Raw genomic sequence first — 17,678 nt, forward strand, 5'->3', positions numbered from 1 at the left:
GCAATGCCTGTGCGCCGTGCCAATCCCTTATGGCAAATCGCCAAGGCGCTACTTCTGCTCGTTGCATTCGTCATTCTGGTCGGGCTCGGCACCTGGCAGGTTGAGCGGCTGCAATGGAAAGAGGGTCTTCTGGCCGACATTGCCGCTCGCAAGGACGCACCCGCCGTTCCTTTGTCGACGATAGAGACGATGGCTGCCTCCGGCGGCGACATTGAGTATCGTGTGGTGACGGCGACAGGCCATTACCTCAATGACAAGGAGAGGCACTTTCTCGCGACCTATGACGGCGACCCCGGCTATCACATCTACACGCCGCTGCAGCTGGACGACGGCCGCTTCATCTTCATCAATCGAGGCTTCGTTCCCACCGAGGCCAAGGATCCCGAAAAGCGCAAGCAAGGCGAACTGACGGGCGAACAGACCGTTATCGGTCTGGCCCGCGCAAAGCTCGTCGACCGGCCCGACGGCATGCCGGACAATGATCTCGGCAAGAACATCTTCTTCTGGAAGGATCTGGATGTCATGGCTGCCAGCGTCGGCCTGCCGAAGGACAAGGTGCTGCCTGTCTTCATCGATGCCGACAAGACATCCAATCCAGGGGGCTTGCCGATCGGCGGCGTCACCATCATCGATCTGCCAAACAATCACCTGCAATATGCCGTGACCTGGTATGGCTTGGCGGTGGCGCTGGCAGCGATCGTCGCCATATCCTGGTGGCGCAAGCGCCATCCGGACGCGCCCTCACAGTAGAGACATGCAATAGAATAGCTTCATTTCGAAGGAATATTCGTCTAGAGCATGATCCCAACAAGTGCGTAGCGATTTCCAATAAAATCATGCGGACTGAATGGAGCAGGCGGCAGGGCAGCCCTATCTATGGCTCAAGCCACTGTCGCATTTCGGAAGAGATATGAACATAGCCGTTTCCAAACCTGACCTGACCATCCGGCTCTGCGGGCCGCGCGGCTTTTGCGCCGGCGTCGACCGCGCCATCCAGATTGTCGTGCTGGCGCTGAAGGCCTATGGCGCGCCGGTTTATGTCCGCCACGAGATTGTCCACAACCGCTATGTCGTCGAGGGTCTGGAAGCCAAGGGCGCCATCTTCGTCGAGGAGCTGGAAGAGATCCCGGCCGAGCACCGCGCCCAGCCCGTCGTCTTCTCCGCGCATGGCGTGCCGAAATCCGTGCCGGCCGATGCCGATGCGCGCAACCTCTTCTACCTCGATGCCACCTGTCCGCTGGTCTCCAAGGTGCACAAGCAGGCCATGCGCCACAATCGCCTCGGCCGCCACGTCATCCTGATCGGCCATGCCGGCCATCCGGAAGTTATCGGCACCATGGGTCAGCTGCCCGAAGGCGCCGTGTCGCTGATCGAAACGGTAGAGGATGCCGACGTCTACGAGCCTGATGATCCCGACAATCTCGGCTTCGTCACGCAGACGACGCTTTCGGTCGATGATACCGCCGGCGTCATCGCGCGGCTGCAAGAGCGCTTCCCCAATCTCACTGCACCGGCGGCAGACTCGATTTGCTACGCCACTACCAACCGCCAGGAAGTGGTGAAGGAGGCGGCGCCGGGTTGCGATCTCTTCATCGTTGTCGGCGCGCCGAACTCCTCCAATTCCAAGCGTCTCGTGGAAGTGGCGCTGAGGGCAGGGGCCAAGAAATCCGTGCTCGTCCAGCGCGCGGCCGAGATCGATTGGGATAGTATCGGCGACATCAAGACGGTCGGCCTCTCGGCTGGTGCATCTGCGCCAGAAGTCATCGTCAACGAGATCATCGAAGCTTTCCGCGCCCGCTATAATGCTGTGGTGGAACTCGCTGAAACCGTCAAGGAAACCGAGAATTTCCTCGTCAATCGCGAGCTTCGCAGTATAGAGCTGACGACAGCAGACATGGCTTTCGTCAACGGCGAATAGCCGACCTAAGGCGCTCAAGTTCGGGACTGTTTCGTGGCCGTTTATACCGATATTACCGAAGACGATTTGAAGTGGTTCCTGACCGAATATGATGTCGGTGAATTGCTCTCCTACAAGGGCATTGCCGAAGGCGTCGAGAATTCGAACTTCCTGCTGCATACGAGCCGCGATCCGCTGATCCTGACGCTCTATGAAAAGCGCGTCGACAAGGGTGACCTGCCGTTTTTCCTGGGGTTGATGCAGCATCTGGCAAGCCGCGGCCTGTCCTGCCCGTTGCCCTTGCCGCGCCGTGATGGCGCCTTGCTCGGTCATCTCTCCGGGCGTCCTGCCGCCCTGATCTCCTTCCTCGAGGGCATGTGGTTGCGCAAGCCCGAGGCACATCACTGCCGCGAAGTCGGCAAGGCGCTTGCCGCCATGCATATTGCCGGCGAGGGTTTCGAGATCCGTCGCCCGAATGCACTCTCGCTCGAGGGCTGGCAGTCGCTCTGGGAAAAATCAGAGGCACGCGCCGACGAAGTTGAAACCGGCCTGCAGAATGAGATCCGCAGCGAACTCGATTTCCTTGGAAAGCATTGGCCGAAGAACCTGCCGGAAGGCGTCATCCATGCCGATCTCTTCCCGGACAATGTCTTCTTCTTGGGCGATACACTGTCAGGCCTGATCGATTTCTATTTCGCCTGCAACGATCAGCTCGCCTACGACGTCTCGATCTGCCTGAACGCCTGGTGCTTCGAGAAGGATCACGCCTACAACATCACCAAGGGCATGGCGCTGCTCGAGGGCTATCAGAGCGTGCGGCCGCTGAATGCTGCCGAAATCGCTGCATTGCCGACGCTTGCCCGCGGCTCGGCGCTGCGCTTCTTCCTGACGCGGCTCTATGACTGGCTGACCACTCCAGCCGGTGCGATGGTCACGAAGAAAGACCCGATCGAATATCTGCGCAAGCTGCGCTTCCACCGCCAGATTGCTTCTTCAGCCGAATATGGGCTGAAGGCATGAAGCACGTCGATATTTTTACGGACGGCGCCTGCTCGGGCAATCCCGGTCCCGGCGGCTGGGGCGCGGTGCTTCGCTACGGCGAGGTGGAGAAAGAACTCTCCGGCGGCGAGGCGGATACGACCAACAACCGCATGGAGCTGATGGCGGCGATCTCCGCACTCGGCGCCCTGAAGAGCCCATGCGAGGTCGATCTCTACACCGACAGTGTCTACGTCAAGGACGGCATCACGAAGTGGATCTTCGGCTGGAGAAAGAATGGCTGGAAGACTGCGGACAAGAAACCGGTGAAGAATGCCGAGCTCTGGCAGGCGCTGGACGAGGCCTACAGCAGGCACAAGGTGACGCTGCACTGGGTGAAGGGGCATGCGGGACACCCGGAGAATGAACGGGCCGACGAGCTGGCGCGCAAGGGTATGGAGCCGTTTAAGCGGAAGTAGGATCTTCTATCGTCCGCTCGCGCGATGCACAGCCCCTTTTACGCCCGCAAGCATGGGATCGCCAACCGACAAAGGACGCATAATGGAAATCCGCCCAGAGCAGCCGGGAGACGCCGAAGCGATCCGCCGTACAACGAAGATGGCCTTCGCCTCGATGGAGCACAGCAGTCAAACTGAAGCGCAAATTGTCGATGCTCTTCGCAGCGCCGAAGCGTTGACGATTTCTCTCGTGGCGATCGAGGACGGAGATGTCGTCGGACATATCGCTTTCTCGCCGGTTACGATCGATGGAAAAGATGTCGGCTGGTATGGGCTTGGACCGCTCTCGGTGACACCGGATTGCCAGAGACACGGCATTGGCGGAGCGCTTGTTCGCGAAGGTCTTTTGCGTCTGGCGAATATGGATGCCAAAGGCTGCGTCGTTCTTGGTGATCCGGATTACTACAAGCGTTTCGGTTTCGACAATGATCCCGACCTGGTGCTCGATGGAGTGCCTGCAGAGTATTTCATGAGATTGGTCCTCAAGGGGGCGACCGTGCCCTACGGGCGTGTCGAGTATCATGAAGGTTTTAACGCGACTTGATACTGACTGCGACCGGAGCGGCGGCGCGGAATTTGCCGTCATGGATGAGTTGCCTCCGCATATCGGCGGAGGCGGGGCGCAATCACGCCAAGATGTGATCGAGCGCGCTTCTCACGCGCGGCTTTTCGGCTGCGGAGAGCGGCAGGATCGGGCGCGGCGGATCGACTCGGCAAAGATCGAGCGCTTCCGCAATCGCGTACATGACGCGGAAGCTGCCGAATTCCTTGAACAGGCTCCATAGCGGCTGGAATTTTTGATCGAGCCGTTCGGCTTCGGCGACGTTGCCGGCTTGGGCAGCCCGTGTGAGCGCCAGCGCCTCGGCGGTCAGGAGGCCGGCGATCACGCTGTACCAGGCGTCGGCGCCGGCCAGTAGGGCGGCCGCTGCTCCCCAATCGCCGCTATAGCCGATGGCGAAACCCTTTGACGTTTCCTGGCGCAGGCGTCCTATTTCTCCCTGGAAATCGCCGCCCTGCGGCAAAGGCATCTTCACCGCCGCGATTTTCGCCACCTTTGCCAGGCGGGCAATCAGATCATCGCTGAATGTGAATTTCGTCGTGCCGGGATTGTTGTAGATGCAGAGCGGCAGCTCCCCGGCTTCCGCGACGGCTGCGAAGTGCTGGTAGACCTCCTCCTCCGTGAGTGGAGTATAAGATACGGGGGCCAGCAGTAGCCCATCCGCGCCGGCCGCCTTGGCATCACGCGCCAATGCCTGCGCTTCGTCTGTCCGCAGCGCTCCGACACCGACGATGACCGGGATCTTGCCGCCGACACTTGTCATCGCCGCCTGTACGGCCCGCCGGCGCTCGTCGCGTGACAGAAAGGCGTAACCGCCCGTACTGCCGAGCAACCCGATGGAATCAGCGCCCGCCAGCTGGATGCGTTCAAGCAAGCGAGCGAGCGCTGTAACATCCACACGTCCGAAAGTGTCGGTAGGGGTGATCGGAAAGGCCGAAAGTCCGGTAAAGGGCGTCACGATTGTCTTCTTTCTCTGTCAGGCCAAGCGGTAGTGGCGATCAAAAACTAAACCTACAATTGTTCTACGCTGAGCGCCGTGCGGCTGTCCATGAATATGCCGCAGAAATCATACTCCGCGCAGCAGCTTGGTGGCGATCATCCACATTGTTAGAGCAATGAGCGTTTCCAGGATGCGCCAGGACGCGGGTTTCGCGAAGATCGGCCTCAGCCATGTCGCGCCAAAGCCGAGCGAAAAGAAGAACAGGAAGGAGCCCGTCATGGCACCCGCCGCAAATGAAGCCTCGTTTCCCGGAAACCGGGTTGAGATCGTGCCGAGCAACGCGACCGTGTCGAGATAGACATGCGGGTTGAGCCAGGTGAGCGCCAGGCACATGGCAAGCGTCTGCCGGAAGCTCGATGATTTCGCTTCCCCGGCAGCCAGCACCGCGGACGAACGAAAGGCGGAATAGAGGCTCCTGGCTCCGTACCAGATGAGGAAGGCCGCTCCTGCATAGCGCATGACAGGATCGAGCCATGGCAGCAGCGCGGAGATCTGGCGAAAGCTCGTCACTCCGAGGATGATGAGCGCGGCATCGGAGAGCGCGCATGCAAGGCAGACGGCGAATACATGCTCATTGCGAAGGCCCTGACGTAGGACGAAGGCATTTTGCGCGCCGATCGCAACAATCAGGCTGAGCCCCATCGTGAGACCCGTCATATAGATCGAAAAATTCATCCTAGCCGAAATGCTCCAAAATCAATGAGCATTTCCGGTATCGGCATAAGAAGATTTAGGCTACTTAATGTTGCTAATCCAGATTAAGAAAAACTAAGTTATGCTCGACTATTCTGCTCTCCGCGCCGTTTCCATCGTCGTCCAGACCGGCAGCTTCGAAAAGGCGGCAGCCATTCTCAACGTCACGCCTTCGGCCGTGTCGCAGCGGGTGAAGCAGCTTGAAGAGCGCCTGGGCATCGTCCTGATCGTCAGGGGCAACCCCTGCACCGCGACGGAAAAGGGCGAATGGCTCTGCCGCCATATGGAGAATGTCGGCATGTTGGAAGCCGAGCTGTTCGGACGCCTGCCGGCGCTCGTCGATCCCCGCGAGCCCAAGCAAAGGGTTACGCTTCATATTGCCACGAATGCCGATAGCCTCGGGACGTGGTTCGTGGAAGCCATATCCGGTTTTGCCAAAAATTCCCCCTATCTGCTGAATATCGCTGTCGATGACCAGGATCATACTGCAGAATGGCTGCAGCGCGGCCGGGTTATCGCAGCTGTCACCGCCTCGGAAAAGCCGATCCAGGGATGCCGGCGCATGTCCCTCGGCGCACTCCGCTACCATGCGACGGCAAGCCCCGATTTCATCGCCCGGCATTTTTCACAGGGCGTGACTCCGGAAGCGATCCAGAATGCACCGGCACTGACCTTCAACCAGAAGGACAGGCTTCAAAGCCGCTGGATACGCCAGACATTCGGCGAGGATTTTGCCTATCCGAGCCATTGGCTGCCGTCGACGCAGGGCTTCGTCGATGCCAGTCTTTCAGCCATGGGATGGGGCATGAATCCCATCCAGCTCGTGCGGGAGCATCTAAAGGCCGGGCGTTTGATCGAACTCGTCCCCGATACGCCACTGGACATTCCACTATATTGGCAGGTGAATCGTCTCGCAGCCGACCGGCTTGCTGAGCTGACACGCGAAATTGCTGCGGCAGCCAAAGCTCATCTGTCTGCGTGAGCTACGCTTCGAGCTGAACGTGTTGTCATTCGCCCCGCCACCGGAACGCAATGTTCGCGAATTGGCGCCTTGCACGGCTGCCCTTTCCCTCTATGCTGCCGCCGACTTCCAGGGAGATTGCCTTATGATCCTGCATTGCGTTTTTCTTAGACTCAAATCCGCCCTGACACAGGATGAGAAGAGCGCGCTCTTCGACTCCGTCGTCGCCTTGCAGAAGGTCATTCCGGGCATTGTTGACGTGAAATATGGGCCGAATGTCTCGCCTGAGGGCTTACATGGCGGCTTCGCCGATGGATTTGTCGTCACATTCGAAAGTGTCGAAGCACGCGATGCTTACCTGGTGCATCCCGATCACGTCGCCGTCGGCGAGCGGATCGTTTCCTCCACGGACGGCGGTCTGGCCGGCCTGATGGTCTTCGATTTCAACCTTTAAGTGAGTGGTCGCAGGCACCCTATGCCTGCGACCTCGATCATTGAACGATCAGCTCGACTTCGCCATGGCTACGGCGAGCTGGTCTACGTTATAACGGAACATTTTTTCGTAAGTCGAAGCCGGTCCGTTAGCCTTTGACAGCGATTCAACATAGAGCTCGCCGCCTGGCTCCGCGCCGGTTGCCTTGGCGACCTGCTTGACGAGGCGCGGATCGTTCGAGTTTTCGAAGAAATAGGTCTTCACATGCTCGGTCTTGATCTGCTCGATCAGCTGAGCGACCTTGGCGGCCGAAGCTTCCGTCTCTGTCGAAAAGCCAATCGGAGCAAGGAAGTTTACTTTATATTCCCGGCCGAAATAGCCGAAGGCATCATGGCTGGTCAGCACCTTGCGGCGATCGTCCGGGATCTTGTCGAACTTGCCGTGCGCATAGGTGTCGAGTTCGGTCAGCACCTTCGTATAGCGCTCGGCATTAGCTTTGAAGTCGGCGGCGTCGGCCGGATCGGCGGCGGAAAGAGCCTTCTCGATATTAGCGACCCAGATTTTCACATTAACCGGGCTGTTCCACACATGCGGATCGGTGACGGTCTTGCCGTCATCGACCATGGTGCGCGTATTGATGCCTTCTGAAGCGACAATAGGTGTCCCCTTGTAACCGGAGGCGCTGATCAGCCGGTCCATCCAGCCTTCCAGCCCTTCGCCGCTGACGAAGACGACCTTCGCGGCATTCAGCGTCTTGGCATCGGCCGGCGAGGGCTCGAATTCATGGGGATCGCCGTTCGGGCCGACGAGGCTAGACACCTTCACATGGTCGCCGCCGACATGTTTCACCACATCGGCAAGCACGGTGAAGGACGCGACCACATTGAGGGTCTCGGCGGAGGCTGGGGCAGCGACGCCGAAGGCGACGAAGGCTGCCGCAGCGGCTGAGAGAAGCAGTCTCTGTGTGTTCATGCGAGTCTCCTTGTTCGGATTAGCCCCGGAGATGGGGACGGGGAAAGAACCGCCGGGCAAGGCCCGAGGGTGCGAAGAGAATGGAGAAGCTGTAGATCAGGCTGGCGGTGATGATGATGGTCGGGCCTGATGCAAATTCGAGATGGTAGGATGCGATGAGGCCGATATAGCCTGATACCGTCGCCGTTCCTGTCCCGATCATCATCATTGCGGGCAGGCTGCGCGACCAGAGCTGCGCGACGGCGGCCGGCAGCATCATCAGCCCGACGGCCATCAGGGTGCCGAGCGCCTGAAAGCTTGCGACGAGATTGAGGACGACCAGCAGCAGGAATAGGAAGTGATAGAGCGGCCCCCACCCGCCAACGGCGCGCAGGAAACCTGGATCGAAGCATTCCATGACGAGCGGGCGGTAGATGACGGCAAGCGCCATCAGCGTTACCGTTGTAATCGCACCGATCTGATAGAGAGCCGGCGCGTCGATTGCGAGAATAGTGCCGAAGAGCACATGCAGGAGATCGATGTTGGAGCCGCGCAGCGACACGATGAGGACGCCCAGCGCCAGCGAGGTCAGATAGAAACTGGCAAAGCTTGCATCCTCCTGCAGCACGGTCGCGCGGCTGACAAGCCCGGAGAGCAGCGCCACCGAAAGGCCTGCCACGAGCCCGCCAAGCCCCATCGCGGTCAGCGACAGCGAGCCGGCAATGAGATAGCCGATGGCGGCGCCAGGCAGGACAGCATGGCTCATGGCATCGCCCATCAGGCTCATGCGCCTGAGCATCAGGAAGACGCCGATCGGTCCGGAGCCGAGGCCGAGGCAGACGCAGGCGATCAGCGCGCGCCGCATGAAGCCGTAGTCCGCAAAAGGTGCGAGGAAGATGTCGTAGACGGTCATTCGGCCGGCTCCCGCTTCGCGAGCTCGCGACCATCATGCTCCTCTTCCGGCAGGCATGCTTCGGCTTCCTCATTCCAGCGTTCGGCCATGGCGCGCGCCTTGACGAGGTTCGTTGGGCTCATGACGTCTTCCGTCCTGCCCCAACCCACGAGCTCCCGGGCGATCAGCAGCGTTTCGGGGAAATAGCTTCGCACCTGCTCGAAATCGTGCAGCACGGCGATGACCGTGCGTCCCTCCCGGTTCCATCGCAGCACGAGGTCAAGCAGGTCGCGCGTTGTGCGCTGGTCGATTGCAGTGAACGGTTCGTCCAACAAGATGACACGTGCATCCTGCAGCAGCAGCCGCGCAAACAGCACCCGCTGGAACTGCCCGGCCGAAAGCGAGCCGATATGCCTTTTTTCGAAACCCGAGAGCCCGACGACGCCAAGCGCCTCGCGCGCCCGCTCGGTATCTTTGCGGGAGAACTGGCCAAAGGCGCCGGCGTTCTTCCAGGCACCGAGCATAACGGTATCGGCAACCGAAATCGGAAAGCGTCTGACGATATCGGCCGCTTGGGGCAGATAGCCGAAATCGTTGCGCGTCAGCGCTCCTCGATCGATCGACCCTTCCGCCGGCCGCAATTCGCCGACAATCGCCTTGAGCAAGGTCGACTTTCCCGCCCCGTTCGGCCCGGCAATCGCCGTCAGGCTACCAGCCGCAAAGCCGCCCGAGATATGGTGCACGGCTGGATGACGCTCATAGGTGACGGTGAGATTATTGAGTCGGATGAGATCGCTCATGCCAGCGCCACCGCCCAGCCGATAACAGCCCAAAGCACTGCGATGCCAACCGCCACATAGGCAAGGCGCGTCAAGGCCGAGCGCCCCATGAGGGACGAAGCGAAGGGATCACGGTCAAAGGGCATCTCGGGGCTTTCATTTATGTAATAACATTACGTTTAGTAGCCGATAAAATGCGGCGAAAAAGAGGCGGGTGGAGAACTGCCAGGAATTTGCGGTGAACAAGGCTGGAGTATTTACCGGCAATAATGTCCGCGCCTTATCGCCATGAGTCTCACGGCAATTGTATTTTCACGCAGCATCGAGTGACAAAATTTACGAGACGGGTAGGAGACAATGTCATGAAGCTAAGGCTAGAGCTGTTTGTTGCCGATGTGGCGGCGTCGACAGAATTCTATCGACGAGCACTGAATTTCCAGGTGGTTGGCGAGACAAGCGAGCAATACACGATGCTCTCGAATGGGGAGGCTATCATTTCCGTCAACAAGCGGGAGGCTCTCGGACCTCATCATCCACTACGAGCTGCGAATGGAGAACGAGTTGGCCTTGGCGTCGAAATCGTGCTGAGCTTTGAGGATGTGGAAGGTCTTTATAACGTCGCCAGAACCTGCGGCCATCCGGCATCGGAGCTTACCCTACAGCCATGGGGGTTGCGCGATTTCTGCATCGCAGATCCGGATGGCTATTATATCCGGGTAACAAGCAGATAAAGGGAATAGAGAGGACTTGAGGTCCTCCCGCAGCCAAGCGAAAGGCCGGCGCAGGGCGCCCGGCCTTTCTCGATTTCATCAAAATCCTAAAGCTGCTCGATCATCGCAGCCGCACCCGAAACCGTCGCCTGGCCGGGGCTTTCCTCGATATTCAACGTCTTCACGACGCCGTCTTCCACTAGCATGGAATAACGCTTGGAGCGAATGCCAAGTCCGCCGGCGGAAAGGTCGGCTTCGAGACCGAGTGCCTTGGTGAAGGAGCCGTCCCAGTCGGCGAGGAAGTGGATCTTGCCCAAGCCGCCGGACGATTGCGCCCAGGCGCCCATGACGTGCCAGTCGTTGATGGAAATGACGGCGATGTCATCGACGCCCTTGGCAAGAATGGCGTCGCGGTTTTCGAGAAAGCCTGGCAGGTGATTGAGCGAGCAGGTGGGCGTAAATGCGCCGGGAACGGCGAAGAGCACCACGCGTTTGCCGGCAAACAGCTGTTCGGTGCTGATCTCGACCGGGCCGTCGGCGGTCTTTTCCTTGAAGGTGGCGGCAGGCAGCGTGTCGCCGATGGCGATAGTCATGGCTCTCTCCTTGGGTCGTTGTTTCGGGGCGCTCGAACGGCCGCCGATGGCTTGAAAAAGGTCTAGAGAACTATAGGCCCGGTCTACTCAAGTGCAAGGGTGGTTTCCATCGCCCGATCGCCATCGACGACGAGGATGCCCCAGCTTTTGCCCCTCGGATCATAATCCTTCGGCAGCTTGCCGATCTCCATATCCACCGAGAAGGCGGTTCCCTCCCGCTTTGCATTTGCCTGTTGAAAGAACACGTAGCCCGATGGCCCCGTGACGTAGATTTCGGGTGCCTTTCCACTCGCTCCCGGCAGCGTCAGCTGCAGCGAAAGGCTCTTGGTATCGGCGGAGAGCTGATGGCTCTGGATGGCGAAATCCGCGGAGGGAGCTTGGGGTAGCACCGCCTTTGCCGCATCGAGCAAGGCCAGCTCACGCGAGGTCGGCTGTGCATTTGCCGGCAAGGGCAGGGAGTATCCCGCTTGGAAAGGGATACAGATATCCTTGCAGAGGCCGATGAAAGCCGTCAGCTCGAGCTTTTCCGGCGCCTTCCCGGTGACACGCAGATCGAGCGGAAAGGTGACAGGCGCGTCGTAGCCGATTTCCTGGATAGGGCCGACGCTGATCGGCTTCGGGACCGGGTACGCCGCCCTTTCCAATGTTACGCCGCTGCCGGGTGCCGGCGTTATCTGCGGCGGAATTCCACCCTGACCAGGCTCGCGCCAATAGGTGATCCAGCCCGGCTCCGGCTCGATCTGCAAGGCGGCACGGATATGCCCTTCTGCGTCCGGCGCCAGTGCGATCAGGCGCATTCTGCCGCCCTGATTGTCCATCCACTCGCTTGTTGCGGCGCGGGCCGCTAAGGCGCTGAAAAACAAAGTGGCGAGAAGCCCCGACAGGCGGGTAATGGTCCTGAATTCGATCATGCCACAAGGATTTAGCCGATCGAGCTGCCGGGAGCCAGCACGGCCGCAGAAGCAAATGATCATTTTCAGTTGATTGATTTATGACATTGCCCCATCTTGATCATAGGCGGCGCAGTTACGAGCTGCGGTCAGGAGGCACGATGTCCCTATCGACGCTGAAGAATAGACGCGAAAGAGGTTTTCTCGACGGTCAGTTCCTGATCGCCATGCCGGGCATGGAGGATCGGAATTTCCATCGAACGGTGGTTTATATCTGCGCCCATTCCGATGCCGGAGCCATGGGCTTCGTCATCAACCGGGCTCAGAAGCTGACATTCACCGATGTTCTACTGCATCTCGAAATGATCAAGGACGACGATGCCATCGTGCTGCCGCAGAGGGCGCGCGATTTCCCCATTCAGACCGGCGGCCCCGTCGAAAGCGGCCGCGGTTTCGTCCTGCATTCTGACGATTACATCAGCGACAGCAGCATCCCGGTCAGTGATGACATCAGCCTGACGGCGACGCTCGATATCGTTCGGGCGATTTCCAAGGGGAGCGGCCCGAAGCGCGCCACCATGCTGCTCGGCTATGCCGGCTGGGGCGCTGGCCAGCTCGAAGCCGAGATCGGCAACAATGGCTGGCTGAACTGCCCGGCAAACGAAGAATTAATCTTCGATCGCAGCCTTGACAACAAGTATGATCGTGCTCTGGCTCTGATGGGCATCAATCCTGCGATGCTGTCGCTGCAGGCGGGCCATAGCTAAGCCGATATGCCGCTATTTTGGAACGAAATAGCATAGGGGACGTTTTCCTGTCAGCGACGGCAATTCCGCCGTCCCAGACCAGGAGGCGTCAGAGATGAGCAGTACGACCGACAAGGTGTCCGGTAAGATCAACGAAATCGCCGGCAAAGCCAAGCAGGCAGCCGGTAAAGCGACCAACGACAAGGAAATGCGCGCCAAGGGTTCTGCCCAGGAAGCCAAAGGCAAGGTGCAGAGCGCCGTCGGCAAGGCTAAGGATAAGGTCAAGGGCGCAGTCGACCGGATGTGACTGCTTGAATTTGCGAAACCAAGATCGCCGCTCCGTCAGCACTGACGTTGCAGTGGCGGTAATGGGAGGAAGGGCCTGTTACGGAAACGTGGCAGGCTCTTTACTGTCAGCCAATAGTTTTTCCGAGGGGAAGCATGCGGCTTTTCACCTGCGATCATTGCGGCCAACCCGTCCACTTCGATAACAGGCAATGCATCCGCTGCGGCCATCAGCTCGGTTTTGCCCCTGATCGCTTGGCGGTATATGCATTGGAAGCTGAAGATGCTGCAAATTGGCATCTGGTATCCGAGCCAGCCCAGCATGTTCGGTTTTGCGCGAATGCCGAACTCGACATCTGCAATTGGCTCATCGATGTGGACGACCCGCAACTCTATTGCATCGCTTGCCGACACAATCGTCTCGTGCCGAATACCGGCATGCAACAGGGCATAGATCGCTGGCGGCGCATCAGCCAGGCGCAGCGGCATTTGTTTTATTCGCTCCTGCGGTGGAATCTGCCGCATCCGGATCGTCAGCAGGACCCCGAAGGTGGGCTCGTCTTCGATTTCCTCGAAGATGAAGTGCAGGGCGATACTGTGGTCCCGGCAATGACGGGCCATGAGGAGGGACTGATCGCCATTCGTGCCGCCGAGGCCGATGATGTGACGCGCGAACAGGCGCGCACCTCCATGAACGAGCCTTATCGCACCTTACTCGGCCACTTCCGTCACGAGACCGGCCATTTCATCTGGAACAAGCTTGTCCGCGATCGCGAGCAATTCGATGCCTTTCGCGCCGTCTTTGGCGATGAGCGCGCCGATTATGGCGCAGCACTTCAGGCTTACTACGAGAACGGGCCTGCGGCGAACTGGCAGGAAAGTTTCATCAGCGCCTATGCCAGCTCCCATCCCTGGGAGGATTTCGCCGAATGTTTCGCGCATTATCTGCACATCGTCGATACGCTGGAAACGGCGCGCTCCTTCGGCCTGGCGATTGATCCCCATCGCTATCACGAGATGGCGGCGGAAGTAGATTTCAATCCTTACAAGGCTGACAGCGCCGAGCAGCTCGTCAGCGCCTGGATCCCTTTGAGCGTAGCGATCAATTCCATCCAGCGCAGCATGGGGCAGCCGGATTCCTATCCCTTCATCCTCTCGCCGCCGGTGGTCGCCAAGCTCGACTATATCAGGGAATTGATCGACAGCGCCTGATCGGCGCTGCCGTTACTGATGACGCTAAGCGCGCTTCGTTAGCGGAAAGCGTTCCTTGAGCAGACGGATTACCGAATCCGATCCCATAGGCGGCCCGAAGATGAAGCTTTGGCCGTAGCTGCAGCCGATCTTGGCGAGTTCCAGCGCGTCCTCTTCCGATTCAATGCCCTCAGCGACGACGCGCATGTTGAGTTCGCGCGCCATGGAAATGACCGAGCGCAACAGGACAGCCTTCTTGTCGCTATCGTCGCGGACCATCGCCTTGTCGAGCTTGATCGTATCGAAAGGGAAGCGGGTGAGATAGGCGAGCGAGGAATAGCCGGTGCCGAAATCGTCGAGCGCCAGGCCGATGCCCGCATCCCGCAGCTTGTCGAGCACGAGGCGCGCCTGTTCCGGATTCTCCATCACCTGCGATTCCGTCAGCTCCAGTTTGATACGGCTCGGATCGCAATGGGTTTTGGCGAGCAGAGCCCGGATATCGTCGTAAAGCTCGTTGTTGAGCAGCTGCACGCTGGAAAGATTGATGGAGACGAACAGCGGCAGATCGCCGGTCTGCCGTTGCCATGCCATCAGATCGTTCGTTGCCTGCTCCAGCGCAAACATGCCGAGCGGGCCAATGATGTCGGAGGCCTCGGCGATCGGGATGAATTCTGATGGTGGAATATTGCCGCGCTTCGGATGCTCCCAGCGCATCAGCGCCTCGAAGCCAGCGACCTCTGCGTCCTCAAGCCGAACAATGGGCTGATAGACAAGCGAGAGTTCCTTGCGTTCGACTGCACGGCGCAGATCGGTTTCGAGCTGCAGCCGATCGGTGCCGAAGCTGCGGAAGGCCGGTTGGAAAGGCTCGACGCGGTTGCCGCCGGCGCGCTTGGCGCGGTACATGGCAAGTTCCGCGTCACTCAGCATACCCGCCGCGTTCTCCTGCTGATCCACCCAGGACGTCAGTCCCACAGATGCCGTCAGGATGATTTCGCGGTTGGCGAAATTGATCGGTACCATGATCGCCTTGCTGATCGCATCGGCGAAGTCGGCGACCTTAGCGGGGTCGCGTTCGGAAACGAGGATGAGGCCGAACTGGTCGCCCGAAAGGCGGGCGAGCGTATCCTGCGGCTTCATCAACCGGCGAAGACGCCGCGTCAGCGCGATCAGGATATTGTCGCCCGCGGCAAAGCCAAGGGTATCGTTGACAAGCTTGTAGCGGTCGATGTCAATGACGATGACCGTCGGCCTGAGCTGATTGCCATCTGAGGCAAGTGTTAGAACCGCCTGCAGGCGATCGAGGAAGACCTGACGGTTTGGCAGTCCCGTGAGATTGTCGTGCACGGCGTCGTGCAGTAGCCGCTCGATCGAATTCTTCTGTTCGGTGATGTCGACGATCGTACCGACGCAGCGAATGATCTCGCCGTTGGAGCCCAGGACCGGCCGGGCGCGGATCGACAGCCAATGGAAATGCCCATCCTCCGCACGAATGCGGAATTCGTGGTTCAGCCGGCCGCGTCGATGTTCCAGGAGAACGTCGAGTGTGGCACGGAACCGGTCTCGGTCGTCGGGATGCAGTCTCGGCAGCCAGTTGCGCGCCGCACCATGCATGGTTCCGGGCGAAAGGCCGAGCTTCATTGAAATATCCGGCGTCGTCACCACGCGGTCGCGCGCCACGTCCCAGTCCCAGACGGTATCGCCGGAACCTGTGAGCGCCAGGGACTGCCGCTCCAGATCCGAGAACAGGCCCTGCTGGAATGCGCCGCCGGCAAAGGCGTGCTGCATGACGGTGAAGCCGATCAGCAGGACGATGAGAACGAGGCCGCCGCCGAGGGCAGGCTGGATGATGTCGTTGTCGAGCTTGCCCATGACCGTCATCCAGGCGCCGAACAGCCAGACGAGGATCAGCGCCCAGGCGGGCACGAGCAGGATGGCCCGATCATAACGGCTGAAGCCGAGATAGATGATGAGCAGCAGGCCGGCCGTTGCCGTTAGCGCCAGCGACAGCCGCGCAATGCCGGCCGCAATCGACGGATCGTAGATCGCCACGCCGAAGAGCAGTGCGAGACCGAGCACCCAGGCAAGTGTCACATAACCGAGATGGGCATGCCAGCGATTGAGATTGAGATAGGTGAAGAGGAAGATCACCAGGCTCGACGCGAGCGCTACCTCCGCGCAGGCGCGCCATATTCGCTGGTCGCTTGACGTGATGCTGATGAGCTTGCCGAGGAAGCCGAAATCGACGCAAATATAGCCGAGCACCGCCCAGGCGAGTGCGGCCGTCGCCGGCAGCATGGAAGTTCCCTTAACCACGAAAAGAATGGTCAGGAACACCGCCAGCAACCCGGCAATGCCGAGCACGATGCCGCGATAGAGCGTGAAGGCGTTGACCGTATCCTTGTAGGCGTTCGGTTCCCACAGATAGAGCTGCGGCAGGTTCGGCGACGAAAGCTCGGCAACGAAGGTGACGACGGCGCCGGGGTTGAGCGTGATGCGGAAGACGTCGGCTTCGTCGCTCGGCTGGCGGTCGAGGGCGAAGCCTTCGCTCGGCGTGATCGCGACGATGCGCTGCGAGCCGAGATCGGGCCAGAAGACCTTTGAATTCACGAGACGGAAATGCGGTGCGACGATGACGCGCTCCAGCTGCTCTTCGGAAACGTTGGCGAGCGCGAAAACCGCCCAGTCGCCCTGATGATTGGGCGAGGAGGAGCGAACCTCGATGCGGCGGCGGATGCCGTCGGCACCGGCTGCCGTCGAAACCTGGAAGGCTTCACCCTGATTGGTGTAGATTTCGGTCGTCGCTGTGAGATCGAGCGCCGTATCGTCGCGTGAGATCTTCACGGGCTCGGCTGCGTCAGCCATTCCGGCGATCAACATCAGCATGGCGGCCGCAAGCGTTGCGATTACGGCGCGTAGCCGCCGGCCCATCGGCCACGTCTGCAGGGATCCGGCGATCATCGCTGGTCGGGGCTTCGGTTCGGGTTGGTGTCGGATGCCAACCTTGAAAACATCACATGGTCGCGCCACTGACCGTTGATTTTAAGATAACCGCGCAAATGACCTTCCCGCTGGAAACCGGCTTTTTGCAAAAGCCGCATGCTACGCTCGTTATCCGGAATACAGGCTGCTTCAATTCGGTGCAACTCAAGTCCGGAAAAGATATAGGGTATAACCAACTGAAGTGCGGCGAACATATGGCCCTGACCGGAGTAGCGCTCGCCCATCCAATATCCGATCATGCAGCTCTGCGCGGCACCGCGGCGAATATAGCCGATCGTGATGCCGCCAACCAGCGTCATGTTTTCCCGGAGAAAAATGAAGAGCGGTATGGCCTGGCCGGAGCTGTATTCCTGCTTGCCGCGAATGATGCGCGCCCGATAGGCGCCCTCGGTCAGCTCGTCATGTCGCCAGGTGGGTTCCCAGGGTTCGAGAAAGCGACGGCTTTCCGCCCGAAGCTTGTGCCATTGATTGAAATCGGAGTAGCGCGGCAGCCGCAGCAAATAATTGTCGTTTTCGAGTTCAACCGCGTCCGAATGACGTGAGAGAAACCGAAAGACAGATTTTTGCATGCCGCCAAGCACTCCCCCGAGAATTGCACCCAT

At 59.7% G+C, this 17,678-nt stretch carries 21 protein-coding genes; 11 read left to right on the forward strand and 10 right to left on the reverse strand.

Annotated features, from left to right (window positions below):
* The first annotated feature begins 3 nt into the window (after positions 1-3).
* The 5 genes from ACYJRZ_RS09435 to ACYJRZ_RS09455 all read left to right on the forward strand — a co-directional run bounded on the left by ACYJRZ_RS09435 (position 4) and on the right by ACYJRZ_RS09455 (position 3,937).
* Complete coding sequence (locus ACYJRZ_RS09435) at positions 4-750, forward strand: SURF1 family protein (protein WP_459458732.1); 747 nt, start codon at positions 4-6, stop codon at positions 748-750.
* Positions 751-910: 160 nt separating this feature from the next.
* Positions 911-1,918, forward strand: a complete 1,008-nt coding sequence (gene ispH, locus ACYJRZ_RS09440; RefSeq protein ID WP_459458256.1) for a 4-hydroxy-3-methylbut-2-enyl diphosphate reductase — start codon at positions 911-913, stop codon at positions 1,916-1,918.
* 33 nt (positions 1,919-1,951) lie between these two features.
* Positions 1,952-2,917 carry a homoserine kinase gene (locus tag ACYJRZ_RS09445; RefSeq protein WP_459458258.1) on the forward strand — a complete coding sequence of 322 codons (966 nt, stop codon included), beginning with the start codon at positions 1,952-1,954 and terminating at the stop codon, positions 2,915-2,917.
* Positions 2,914-3,354: a ribonuclease HI gene (gene rnhA / locus ACYJRZ_RS09450; protein WP_459458260.1), complete on the forward strand. Its 441-nt coding sequence runs from the start codon at positions 2,914-2,916 to the stop codon at positions 3,352-3,354. The genes ACYJRZ_RS09445 and rnhA overlap by 4 nt, the downstream gene beginning before the upstream one ends.
* An 82-nt stretch (positions 3,355-3,436) precedes the next feature.
* Positions 3,437-3,937 carry a GNAT family N-acetyltransferase gene (locus ACYJRZ_RS09455; protein ID WP_459458262.1) on the forward strand — a complete coding sequence of 167 codons (501 nt, stop codon included), beginning with the start codon at positions 3,437-3,439 and terminating at the stop codon, positions 3,935-3,937.
* 82 nt (positions 3,938-4,019) lie between these two features.
* Here ACYJRZ_RS09455 and ACYJRZ_RS09460 read toward each other — a convergent pair whose 3' ends face one another.
* Positions 4,020-4,910 carry a dihydrodipicolinate synthase family protein gene (locus tag ACYJRZ_RS09460; RefSeq protein ID WP_459458264.1) on the reverse strand — a complete coding sequence of 297 codons (891 nt, stop codon included), beginning with the start codon at positions 4,908-4,910 and terminating at the stop codon, positions 4,020-4,022.
* Between the two features lie 108 nt (positions 4,911-5,018).
* Positions 5,019-5,627 carry a LysE/ArgO family amino acid transporter gene (locus ACYJRZ_RS09465; protein WP_459458266.1) on the reverse strand — a complete coding sequence of 203 codons (609 nt, stop codon included), beginning with the start codon at positions 5,625-5,627 and terminating at the stop codon, positions 5,019-5,021.
* 100 nt (positions 5,628-5,727) lie between these two features.
* Here ACYJRZ_RS09465 and ACYJRZ_RS09470 point away from each other — a divergent pair, with 100 nt between their 5' ends.
* Positions 5,728-6,627, forward strand: a complete 900-nt coding sequence (locus ACYJRZ_RS09470; protein ID WP_459458268.1) for a LysR family transcriptional regulator ArgP — start codon at positions 5,728-5,730, stop codon at positions 6,625-6,627.
* 124 nt (positions 6,628-6,751) lie between these two features.
* The gene (locus tag ACYJRZ_RS09475; RefSeq protein ID WP_459458734.1) at positions 6,752-7,060 is read left to right on the forward strand and encodes a Dabb family protein; all 309 of its coding nucleotides are present in this window, start codon (positions 6,752-6,754) and stop codon (positions 7,058-7,060) included.
* Between the two features lie 48 nt (positions 7,061-7,108).
* Here the strand turns inward: ACYJRZ_RS09475 and ACYJRZ_RS09480 are convergent, their stop codons facing one another.
* The 4 genes from ACYJRZ_RS09480 to ACYJRZ_RS09495 are packed head-to-tail and all read right to left on the reverse strand — an operon-like array spanning position 7,109 to position 9,807.
* A complete protein-coding gene (locus ACYJRZ_RS09480) occupies positions 7,109-8,011 on the reverse strand; it encodes a metal ABC transporter solute-binding protein, Zn/Mn family (protein WP_459458270.1) in 903 nt (300 codons plus the stop codon).
* A 19-nt stretch (positions 8,012-8,030) separates the two neighbouring features.
* Complete coding sequence (locus tag ACYJRZ_RS09485) at positions 8,031-8,903, reverse strand: metal ABC transporter permease (RefSeq protein WP_459458272.1); 873 nt, start codon at positions 8,901-8,903, stop codon at positions 8,031-8,033.
* Positions 8,900-9,682 carry a metal ABC transporter ATP-binding protein gene (locus tag ACYJRZ_RS09490; protein ID WP_459458274.1) on the reverse strand — a complete coding sequence of 261 codons (783 nt, stop codon included), beginning with the start codon at positions 9,680-9,682 and terminating at the stop codon, positions 8,900-8,902. Before ACYJRZ_RS09490 ends, ACYJRZ_RS09485 begins: the two co-directional genes overlap by 4 nt.
* Complete coding sequence (locus ACYJRZ_RS09495; RefSeq protein WP_459458276.1) at positions 9,679-9,807, reverse strand: hypothetical protein; 129 nt, start codon at positions 9,805-9,807, stop codon at positions 9,679-9,681. Before ACYJRZ_RS09495 ends, ACYJRZ_RS09490 begins: the two co-directional genes overlap by 4 nt.
* Before the next feature lie 216 nt (positions 9,808-10,023).
* Between ACYJRZ_RS09495 and ACYJRZ_RS09500 the strand changes: the two genes are divergently transcribed.
* Positions 10,024-10,392 carry a VOC family protein gene (locus ACYJRZ_RS09500; protein WP_459458278.1) on the forward strand — a complete coding sequence of 123 codons (369 nt, stop codon included), beginning with the start codon at positions 10,024-10,026 and terminating at the stop codon, positions 10,390-10,392.
* 86 nt (positions 10,393-10,478) lie between these two features.
* On the opposite strand, the gene ACYJRZ_RS09505 is transcribed toward ACYJRZ_RS09500, so the two are convergent.
* Both ACYJRZ_RS09505 and ACYJRZ_RS09510 read right to left on the reverse strand, forming a co-directional pair.
* Positions 10,479-10,964, reverse strand: coding sequence for a redoxin family protein (locus tag ACYJRZ_RS09505; protein ID WP_459458280.1), 486 nt, complete (start codon positions 10,962-10,964; stop codon positions 10,479-10,481).
* An 83-nt stretch (positions 10,965-11,047) separates the two neighbouring features.
* Complete coding sequence (locus ACYJRZ_RS09510; RefSeq protein ID WP_459458282.1) at positions 11,048-11,875, reverse strand: protein-disulfide reductase DsbD domain-containing protein; 828 nt, start codon at positions 11,873-11,875, stop codon at positions 11,048-11,050.
* 140 nt (positions 11,876-12,015) lie between these two features.
* On the opposite strand from ACYJRZ_RS09510, the gene ACYJRZ_RS09515 reads away from it, so the two are divergent.
* The 3 genes from ACYJRZ_RS09515 to ACYJRZ_RS09525 all read left to right on the forward strand — a co-directional run bounded on the left by ACYJRZ_RS09515 (position 12,016) and on the right by ACYJRZ_RS09525 (position 14,097).
* Positions 12,016-12,621 carry a YqgE/AlgH family protein gene (locus tag ACYJRZ_RS09515; protein WP_459458284.1) on the forward strand — a complete coding sequence of 202 codons (606 nt, stop codon included), beginning with the start codon at positions 12,016-12,018 and terminating at the stop codon, positions 12,619-12,621.
* A 94-nt stretch (positions 12,622-12,715) separates the two neighbouring features.
* Positions 12,716-12,907: a CsbD family protein gene (locus ACYJRZ_RS09520; protein WP_459458286.1), complete on the forward strand. Its 192-nt coding sequence runs from the start codon at positions 12,716-12,718 to the stop codon at positions 12,905-12,907.
* A 134-nt stretch (positions 12,908-13,041) separates the two neighbouring features.
* Positions 13,042-14,097, forward strand: a complete 1,056-nt coding sequence (locus ACYJRZ_RS09525) for a zinc-binding metallopeptidase family protein (protein WP_459458288.1) — start codon at positions 13,042-13,044, stop codon at positions 14,095-14,097.
* 24 nt (positions 14,098-14,121) lie between these two features.
* Here ACYJRZ_RS09525 and ACYJRZ_RS09530 read toward each other — a convergent pair whose 3' ends face one another.
* Together ACYJRZ_RS09530 and ACYJRZ_RS09535 are read right to left on the reverse strand one after the other, a co-directional pair.
* Positions 14,122-17,034: an EAL domain-containing protein gene (locus ACYJRZ_RS09530; RefSeq protein WP_459458290.1), complete on the reverse strand. Its 2,913-nt coding sequence runs from the start codon at positions 17,032-17,034 to the stop codon at positions 14,122-14,124.
* A complete protein-coding gene (locus ACYJRZ_RS09535; RefSeq protein ID WP_459458292.1) occupies positions 17,031-17,645 on the reverse strand; it encodes a GNAT family N-acetyltransferase in 615 nt (204 codons plus the stop codon). The genes ACYJRZ_RS09530 and ACYJRZ_RS09535 overlap by 4 nt, the downstream gene beginning before the upstream one ends.
* Between the last annotated feature and the right edge of the window lie 33 nt (positions 17,646-17,678).

It is taken from the genome of Rhizobium sp. No.120 (assembly GCF_054558365.1).